The organism is Caulobacter sp., assembly GCF_035254145.1.
Taxonomy (GTDB): domain Bacteria; phylum Pseudomonadota; class Alphaproteobacteria; order Caulobacterales; family Caulobacteraceae; genus Caulobacter.
The window spans coordinates 1-6,231 of record NZ_DATFAV010000263.1; the positions used below are offsets into that span (position 1 = coordinate 1).

Annotated in this window: 7 protein-coding genes and 1 pseudogene; 3 read left to right on the forward strand and 5 right to left on the reverse strand. The window is 65.4% G+C overall.

Going from position 1 to position 6,231, the window contains the following annotated elements; translation table 11 throughout:
- The 3 genes and pseudogenes from VJ655_RS16140 to VJ655_RS16150 form a co-directional block, all read left to right on the forward strand.
- Positions 1-256: pseudogene (locus tag VJ655_RS16140) on the forward strand (amidase); the annotation flags it as partial.
- Between the two features lie 124 nt (positions 257-380).
- Entirely contained in the window at positions 381-1,853 is a 1,473-nt protein-coding gene (locus tag VJ655_RS16145; protein WP_324112820.1) for a calcium-binding protein, read from the forward strand.
- Between the two features lie 125 nt (positions 1,854-1,978).
- Positions 1,979-2,686: a YceI family protein gene (locus VJ655_RS16150; protein ID WP_324112821.1), complete on the forward strand. Its 708-nt coding sequence runs from the start codon at positions 1,979-1,981 to the stop codon at positions 2,684-2,686.
- 1 nt (position 2,687) lies between these two features.
- On the opposite strand, the gene VJ655_RS16155 is transcribed toward VJ655_RS16150, so the two are convergent.
- Genes VJ655_RS16155 through puuE form a run of 5 tightly spaced genes read right to left on the reverse strand, consistent with a single transcriptional unit; the run spans position 2,688 to position 6,215 of the window.
- Complete coding sequence (locus VJ655_RS16155; protein WP_324112824.1) at positions 2,688-2,909, reverse strand: hypothetical protein; 222 nt, start codon at positions 2,907-2,909, stop codon at positions 2,688-2,690.
- Positions 2,906-3,583, reverse strand: a complete 678-nt coding sequence (locus VJ655_RS16160; protein WP_324112825.1) for a TetR family transcriptional regulator — start codon at positions 3,581-3,583, stop codon at positions 2,906-2,908. The genes VJ655_RS16155 and VJ655_RS16160 overlap by 4 nt, the downstream gene beginning before the upstream one ends.
- The gene (locus tag VJ655_RS16165) at positions 3,580-4,767 is read right to left on the reverse strand and encodes a urate hydroxylase PuuD (protein ID WP_324112827.1); all 1,188 of its coding nucleotides are present in this window, start codon (positions 4,765-4,767) and stop codon (positions 3,580-3,582) included. Before VJ655_RS16165 ends, VJ655_RS16160 begins: the two co-directional genes overlap by 4 nt.
- Entirely contained in the window at positions 4,768-5,292 is a 525-nt protein-coding gene (gene uraD, locus VJ655_RS16170; protein ID WP_324112828.1) for a 2-oxo-4-hydroxy-4-carboxy-5-ureidoimidazoline decarboxylase, read from the reverse strand.
- Positions 5,289-6,215: an allantoinase PuuE gene (gene puuE, locus VJ655_RS16175; protein WP_324112830.1), complete on the reverse strand. Its 927-nt coding sequence runs from the start codon at positions 6,213-6,215 to the stop codon at positions 5,289-5,291. Before puuE ends, uraD begins: the two co-directional genes overlap by 4 nt.
- Positions 6,216-6,231: the final 16 nt, after the last annotated feature.

The following is a 6,231-nucleotide window of genomic DNA, read 5'->3' on the forward strand; positions in this document are numbered from 1 at the left end:
CAGCGAGATCGGCGCTTTTCCCTGGCCCTGCGCCGAGACGCCGACCCACTACGTCCTGATGGGTTTCAACGAGGATCTGGACCTGGCCATGAAGCAGGCCCTGCGCCAGACGATCGACTTCATCACCGCCCGTTCCGCCCTGACGCGCGTGCAGGCCTATCAGTTCTGCTCCCTGGCCGTGGACTTCCGCGTCACCCAGACCGTCAACGGCGAGAAGGGCGTGCACGCGCTGTTGCGGAAGGGGGTGCTGTTCTAGGGTGCCGGCTTAACTCCAGGTTGCTCTTTATGGTTATCGTCCATAGCGCGAAAAATTCACTTGAGATCGATCTAGGGTTGATCGCCAATGGCCTGGCTCCAATCACGGAGCTGGGAGGCTGCTCATGTATCTCGTGGGAACCGAGGGCGACGACATCCTGGTCGGCGGCGCTGACGACGACACCATCCTGGGCCTTGGCGGCGCCGATACGCTGCAGGGCGGAGGTGGCGATGACCTGCTGATCGGCGGACCGGGGCAAGACATCCTGGATGGTGGCGGGGGTAGCGACACCGTCAGCTATGAGGACGTTGATCCGGCGGGACTGTCTGACTTCCTGCTGATCAATCTGCTTGGCCAATATGTCTCGATCATCGGACCGGGCGGCGGCCCCGTGGACACCCTGGCCTCCATCGAGAACGTCATCGGCTCTTCGGGGGCGGATTGGCTGGTCGGCACGGCGGGCGACAACCACCTCTACGGTGGCGCGGGCAACGACATCATCGAGGGCAAGGGCGGAGCCGATGTCCTGGAGGGTGGGGACGGCAAAGATCTGATCGTGACGGGCGGCATCTTCGGTGCGGCCGCGCCGGGGACGCTGATGATCGGCGGCGAGGGTGGTGACAGCATTCAGAGCGGCAACTCGAACGACACGATGTTGGGCGGCGCCGGGGATGATTATCTCAGTGTCCAGAACTACGTCACCAACCGCGTCATTGACGGCGGAACGGGGATCGACGCTCTAGGCTTCGATACCGGCGCCTTTGCTGGGTTCGCTAGTGGCGTCCTCTTCGATCTGAGCACGACAATGTCCCAGACCGTGGCTCCGGGCGTCGTCGTGACTGTGACAAATGTCGAAAACATCTATGGTTCGAACGGCGATGACACACTGATCGGCGACGCCAACGCCAACTTGTTCAGAGGGTATCTGGGCAATGACACATTGTACGGCGGCGATGGCGACGATGTGCTCGAAGGTGGATTAGGCAACAACCTCATTGATGGCGGCGCGGGAGTCGATACGGCTACCTACGCGACTTCAGCCAACGGTCAGGTTTTGTCCAGCATGGTCAACCTGCTGACCGGCGCGGCCTCGTTCGTTGGCGACGATAGTTCGGTGTATGCGGACATCCTGATCGGGATCGAGAACGTCATCGGCTCGATCGGCGCTGACGTGATCGTCGGGGACGCCAATAACAATTTCATCCGTGGCGAAGCCGGGGCTGATACGATCCAGGGCGGAGCGGGGCAAGATCTGCTGGACGGCGGCGGTGGCGCCGACACCTTCGTCTTCCAGGCTGGCGACAGCGAGTTCTCCACGTCCGACACCATCTTGTTCTTCGTCAGCGAGGATCGCATCCAGTTCCTCGACGGCCCGGCCGGCTCGACGACCAACTATGTCGAGCTCGATGCATTCGACTCCATGGCGGTGCAGGCGCTCTTCGCGGGCGAGGGCGCACGTTATGTGGCGGTACAGGCAGGGACGAGCGTGTATCTCTATGCCGATCTTGGCGACGAAGGGACCAGCTACGACCAGGTTATCATCCTGGCCGGAAGCAGCCTGATGGGGATCGACGCCGGTTCGATCCTCGGGCTCTAGCTTAGCCTTCCGCAACCTCTATCGCGTCCCCACGTTGACGTTGAGTCGGTGTGGGGGCGCATCGCTTCGGCCGGACTTCCGGCGCCCTTTCAACGAGGCGAGCCGGAGCCATCGGAGGGAAGCGTATGAGATCGATTCTGCCTGTCGCGGCCCTGCTCGCGTTGGCCGCCTGCTCGCCCCAGCCGTCGGACAAGAAGGCCGAGGCTCCGCCTCTGGTCGCCGCGCCGCCGGTGGCCGCGCTGAAGCCGCCGAAGGCCGACATCCCGGCCGGCGACTATGTGCTGGACAAGCACCATGCGACGCTCGTCTTCCGTGTCAGCCACCTCGGCTTTTCGAACTACACGGCCGCCTTCGCCAATTTCGACGCCAAGCTCCGCTTCGACCAGAACAACGCGGCCGTCAGCGCGCTGGAGGCGACGATCGATCCGAAGTCGCTGACGTTGCCGGCGCCGCCCGAAGGGTTCGTGGAGGAATTGACCGGGCCGCATTGGCTGAACACGGCGACCTATCCGTCGATCACCTTCCACTCGACCAAGGTCGAGGTGACGGGACCCGACACGGGCAAGGTCACTGGCGACCTGACCCTGCACGGCGTCACCAAGCCGGTGGTTCTGGATGTGACCTATAACGGCGGCTATGCCGGCCATCCGATGGATCCGCACGCCCGCGTCGGCTTCTCGGCCAAGGGAACGTTCAAGCGGTCCGATTTCGGGATCGCCTATGGCGTGCCCGCGCCGGGCACGACCATGGGCGTCAGCGACGAGGTCCAGGTGCAGATCGAGGCCGAGTTCACGGGGCCGCCGCTGGTGGCCGCGCCGCCGGCGGCTTCCTAAACTAGTCGCCGATCGAAACGCAGCCGGCGCACGCCTCCGCAGCCGCCACGTAGGCGGGCCAGGCCTCGCGCCGCCGCAACAGGTCTTCCGCGCGTTCGTGGAAGGTCACCGCGCGATCCAAGCCGGCGAAGATGACGCGGCGTGGCTCGCGATCGGCGAATTCGATGCGGACCGCCGTGTAGAAGCCGACGCCAGGCTCGATGACTGCCGCCACGGCGATCATCGCGCGCCGCGCGTGAGGTAGCCTTCGAGCAGGGCCAGGGCGTGTTCCAGGCGGGCCTTGCGCCATTCCGGAGCGCTCATGTCGGTGTCCAGCGTGGCCGACAGCGAATAGCCGTTGGCCAGGTGGAAGCGGCTCATGGCCGCGATGGTCACATAGATCTGCACGGGGTCGAGATCGGGACCGAACAGGCCCTGGTCCTGGCCGCTCTTGATCAGCCGCTCGATCGTGCGGCGCAGAGGGAAGGCCGTCTCGGTAACCACCCGTGACTGGGCGGCGAACTTGCCGTGCTGCAGGTTCTCGTTGCGCAGCAGGCCCTCGAAGCGCGGGTTCTTCTCGAAATAGTCGAAGGTGAAACGCTGGAGTTCGAGGAAGCCCTCGAGCGGCTTGTCGAAGTCGATCTTCAGCTCGGCCTCGCGAGCCCGCAGGTCCATGTAGGCGCTTTCGAGGACGGCCATGTACAGGCCCTTCTTGTCCCCGAAGTAGTGGTACAGCATCCGGATGTTGCACTTGGCGGCCTTGACGATCTTCTCGATCCGGGCTCCCGCGAAGCCGGCCTGGGCGAACTCCTTCAGGGCCGCGGCGAGGATCGCCTTGCGGGTCCGCTCGGCGTTGCGCTTGCGCGGGGCGGTCTCGGCTTCGGCCTTGGCGTTCGCGTCCAGGACGGCGTCGGTCACGGGATCTTGGCTCCCTGTTTGATCCAGGCGCCCAACCGGGCCCGCTCCTCTTCGGTCATGCCGGTCTCGTTGCCAAGGGGCATGCTGGTCGAAACCACAGCGCGCTCGTAGATTTTCGGGGAATAGGTCTTGATGTGCTCCGGCGTGTCGAAGGTCGCCCCCAGCGGCGGCGCCGAGAAGCCGTCGTGGGTCGGGCTGGCGCTGTGGCACATGACGCAGTGCTTCTGGACAATCGCCTGGGCCGTCGAGAACGGGACCTCGCCTCTCACCTGAACGGCGTCCTTGGGCTTGGTGCTGGCCACGACCGTGGCGGCGAAGACCAGCATGGCGCCATAGAACAGGAAGTCGTGCCGGATCTGGCCCAGGCTCTTGAGCAGGAAGAACTGGCGGATCGACACCCCGCCGGCGCTGATCATCGCCAGCAGCAGCCACGACAGGGGATGGCCGGTGACCAGCGGATAGTGGTTGCTGATCATGATGAAGATGACCGGCAGGGTCATGTAGGTGTTGTGCACCGACCGCTGCTTGCCCATCGCGCCGAGGCGCGGATCGACCTCTCGGCCCGCCAGCATGTCGGCGACGATCCGGCGCTGGTTGGGAATGATCACCAGGAAGACGTTGGCGACCATGGCCGTGCCGATGATCGCGCCCACATGGATGAAGGCCCCGCGGTCGCTGAACAGCTTGGACAGCGCCCAGGCCGCCGCCGTCAGAGCGCCGAACCATACGACGCCGAACAGCTTCCCGTTCCTGCCCAGCGGCGAGCGGCAAAGCGTCTCGTAGACCGCCAGCCCGCCGAAGATGAAGGCCAGGCCGGTGGCGATGGCGGCCGGCTGGCTGAACGAGTGCTTGGCGGCGTCGATCAGATAGACCGGGGCCTGCCAGTAGTAGAGGACGATCAGCAGGGCGAAACCCGACAGCCAGGTGGTGTAGGCCTCCCATTTGAACCAGTGCAGGTGGTCGGGCATGTGCGCCGGGGCGACCATGTACTTCTGCGAATGGTAGAAGCCGCCGCCGTGCACGGCCCATAGCTCGCCCTTGACGCCGTCCTTGGGCGGATGGGGGGCACGCAGGTTGTTGTCCAGCCAGACGAAGTAGAACGACGCGCCGATCCACGCCACGCCGGCGATCACGTGCAGCCAGCGGAGCGCTAGGTTCAGCCAGCCGGGAAGGTCGTAGTCCATCTATTCGGTCACCGCGTCGAGCAGCCGGAGCTTGGAGATCAGGCCGATCTGAGTGATCGCCTCGGCGATCTCGGCCTGCTCGTCGTTGGCGGCGCGGGCCTCCATGGCCCGAAGGATCGAGGCCTTGTCGTTCAAGCGCACGCAGATGATGAAGGGAAAGCCGAAGCGCGCGGCGTAGGCGGCGTTCAGCTGGTGGAAGCGGGTGAACTCCTCCAGCGTCAGCTTGTCGAGGCCGGCGCTGGCCTGCTCGGCGTTGCTTTCGGCGGTCAGCGCCTTGGCGATCGCGGCCTTGCCGGCCAGCTCGGGGTGGGCGCGGATGAGCGCGAGCTTGTCGGCGGTGGTCGCCGCGTCCAGGACGGCCATCATCGCGCCGTGCAGAGCCTCGACGCTGGCGAACGGACGGTCGTTCCAGGCGCGTTCGACGACCCACGGCGACAGCTCGAAGGCGAACCCGAGGGCGGTGGTGAAGCCCGTCTGATTCATGCTGTTCAGCCGAGCCAGGGTCAGGGGCGGTGCGCCGCTCATGTCTTGGCCTTCTGGTTTGGGGCCTCGTACGGATGAGTCGCGATCCAGTGACGGGCGATGTCGATGCGCCTGGCCACCCAGACGCGCTCATGATGGGTGATGTAATCCAGGAACCGCCGCAGCGCGCCGATGCGGCCCGGCTTGCCGACCACGCGGCAATGCAGGCCGACGCTCATCATCTTCGGCGCGGTCTCGCCCTCCAGGTAAAGCGCGTCGAAGGCGTCGCGCAGGTAGGTGAAGAACTGCTCGCCGGTGTTGAAGCCCTGGGCCGCCGTGAAGCGCATGTCGTTGGCTTCCAGCGTGTAGGGCACGATCAGCTGCGGCCGGCCGTGCTGGTCGTCCCAGTAGGGCAGGTCGTCGGCATAGCTGTCGGCGTCGTAGACGAAGCCGCCTTCCTGGGCGACCAGCCGGGCGGTGTTGGGGCTGGTGCGGCCCTGATACCAGCCCAGCGGCCGCTCGCCGGTCAGGCGTGTCTGGATCTCGATGGCCCGCTGGATGTGCTCCAGCTCCTGGTCGGGCGTGAAGTGCTGGTAGTCGATCCAGCGATAGCCGTGGCTGGCGATCTCCCAGCCGGACGTCATCATCGCCTCGACGGCGTCGGGGTGGCGTTCCATGGCCTGAGCGACGCCGAACACGGTCAGCGGCAGACCAAACTCCTCGAACAGCCGCCGGATGCGCCAGAAGCCGGCGCGCGAGCCATATTCGTAGAGGCTCTCCATCGACATGTGCCGCATGTCCGGGATGGGCTGGGCGCCGATCATTTCCGACAGGAAGAACTCGGAGACGGGATCGCCATGCAGGACCGACCGCTCGGCGCCTTCCTCGTAGTTCAGGACGAACTGCACGGCCACGCGCGCATCGTTCGGCCACCGAGCATGCGGCGGATGCTCGCCGTAGCCGACGAGGTCGCGGGGATAGGTCATCGGTAAATCCTCCCCC